The organism is Photorhabdus sp. HUG-39 (assembly GCF_963878365.1).
GTDB classification, from domain to species: Bacteria; Pseudomonadota; Gammaproteobacteria; order Enterobacterales; family Enterobacteriaceae; genus Photorhabdus; species Photorhabdus kayaii.
Window position 1 is genome coordinate 1 of record NZ_CAWNWY010000089.1, and the last position, 2,095, is coordinate 2,095.

Annotated in this window: 4 protein-coding genes; 2 read left to right on the plus strand and 2 right to left on the minus strand. The window is 45.7% G+C overall.

What is annotated here, in order from left to right; translation table 11 throughout:
* Positions 1-989: HNH/ENDO VII family nuclease (locus tag AAC155_RS24070; protein ID WP_275658248.1), on the plus strand; the 989-nt coding region annotated here is incomplete at its 5' end.
* Positions 986-1,417: an SMI1/KNR4 family protein gene (locus AAC155_RS24075; RefSeq protein ID WP_110087159.1), complete on the plus strand. Its 432-nt coding sequence runs from the start codon at positions 986-988 to the stop codon at positions 1,415-1,417. The genes AAC155_RS24070 and AAC155_RS24075, both read left to right, overlap by 4 nt.
* A 47-nt stretch (positions 1,418-1,464) precedes the next feature.
* On the opposite strand, the gene AAC155_RS24080 is transcribed toward AAC155_RS24075, so the two are convergent.
* Together AAC155_RS24080 and AAC155_RS24085 are read right to left on the minus strand one after the other, a co-directional pair.
* A complete protein-coding gene (locus AAC155_RS24080) occupies positions 1,465-1,662 on the minus strand; it encodes a DUF7706 family protein (RefSeq protein WP_113044409.1) in 198 nt (65 codons plus the stop codon).
* 14 nt (positions 1,663-1,676) lie between these two features.
* Positions 1,677-1,997, minus strand: a complete 321-nt coding sequence (locus tag AAC155_RS24085; protein ID WP_110087161.1) for a SymE family type I addiction module toxin — start codon at positions 1,995-1,997, stop codon at positions 1,677-1,679.
* Positions 1,998-2,095 lie beyond the last annotated feature (98 nt).

Genomic DNA, 2,095 nt, shown 5'->3' on the forward strand with positions numbered 1-2,095 from the left:
CCGGGGTTATCAGCCCGGAAGGCACCCGCTGGCGTTATGGCTATGATGCCTTCGGGCGACGGATTAGCAAGCGGAAAGAGGAGGACACCGCCGGACCGCCGGTGAAACCGACCGCGATAATCGGCTACGATTACCTGTGGAGCGGGGAGCAGCTGATTGAAGAGACGCCGGTGTATGCGGACGGCACCGTCGGGTATGAGAACAGCATTCACTGGCTGTATGAGCCGGGTGCCCTGACGCCTTCGGCCCGGTTTGAAAAAGGCCAGCTATATTATGTCGTGAGTGATCACCAGGGGACGGTGCGGGAAATTCTGACCGAGGCAGGGGAACTGATCTGGGCAGGACGATTACTCACCTGGGGCGAGCCGGAATGCTGGCCGGTGCTGACGGTCAATGACCCCCGGAACCTGACGTGTAATCTCCGGTTTTGTGGGCAGTACGAAGACGAGGAAAGCGGGCTATACTATAATCGTTTTAGGTATTACGATAACGAGACCGGGCAATATCTCTGTGCCGACCCGATTGGGCTGGCAGGGGGTGAAAACCCGTACAGTTATGTCCATAATCCGGCAAACTGGATTGATCCGCTGGGTCTTGCTGGCTGTCCAACTGACTATAGTCAAAAGAGAAAATATTGGTCATCAGACCCGATTACATTTAAAGGGAATAAGGTATATCAAAGAAATGATCTGTTTGATCCTCAACATATGTCGGCATGGCGAGATCAAGGAAAAGTGATTCGAGGAACTAATATTGAACGAATGGCATCAGGTAGGGCCCCTGTTGGGCATGATGGAAAAGCTGTAAACTTACATCATATGTTACAAACTCAAAACGGTCCTATTGCTGAAATGAGCCAAACATTCCATAAAGTTAATCACAAAGCAATTCATATAAATCCTAATACGATTCCTTCAGGAATAGATCGAGCTACATTTAATAAATGGCGAGAACAGTATTGGATCAATAGAGCTGGAGATTTTAAATGAACAGAGATGAATTAATAGATTTATTCGCGGAATATCCCGATTTATTAAATATGGGAAGTGCAGATGATGCACCCTCTCCTGAATGGATAAATAAAACAGAAAAAGCATTATCACTAACATTACCTGATGATTATAAATGGTTTTTGAATAATTTTGGCGGTGGTGATATATGTGGAGATGAGATATATAGCATATATTGCATTCCGTTTGAGGAAGCTATTGGCGGTGATTTAGTATATCAAAATACAATAGCTAATAATTACCTTAATGAAGGAAGGTTAGTTGTCTCAAATACAGACTTCGGAGAAGAATTTTATTTCAACACAAATAATTTGGTCGAAGTTTATATATCATTAGGAACAGAAAATAAATTATATGCAAGCAATTTCATTGAGTTTTTATATAAGCGATTGATGTCATATAAATAAATATGAAAGGCTGGAAGATCTCAAAGATCTTCCAGCCTTATTAATATCTACCGTGGCGAATATCCACTGTACGCTAGAGCAGATTGAAGCTTAGAGATCGCATCCTTAATCTGATACGCTTCCTCGTCATTCACGGCACAGGCGCGTATCTCCGTCCAGTTCAACCGTTTAACCAGTTGGGCCAAGGCCAGCGCTTCAATGTGGGTTAACTGAATGTCCTGCAAATGTTTAATGGCTATCGTCATCTCATGCTCTCCCCTTAACCCGCAAAACCGGTTATCAGCGCCTGCATCTGCTGCTTAATCTCCCGCAGTTGGGCCTGTTGCCGCTGGTACTGTTGATGCTGTTGTTGCGTGGCTTCACTGTCAGGAATGAGCACCAGACAACCGTCCATTACCTTCACCGTAATCTGGCCGCCGGTATTAAACCCCGCCTGTCTCAGCCACTGACCTTTAAGATGTATCGCCGGTGTGGCGTCGTTGACTCTGTTCCCGTTCGGCACATAGCCCACCGTGTAATAACGTTCTGTTTTCACAGCTTTATTTATCGCTGCTTCTGCTTTAGAATGCGCCTTAGCCATAGTCACTACTCCTATAGTTGCTGTGGTAAGCGGCGGTAACGGGTGCCAGCCCGTTATCCCCGCGCTAAATATCAACAGATTATCGCTTAATCACCTGC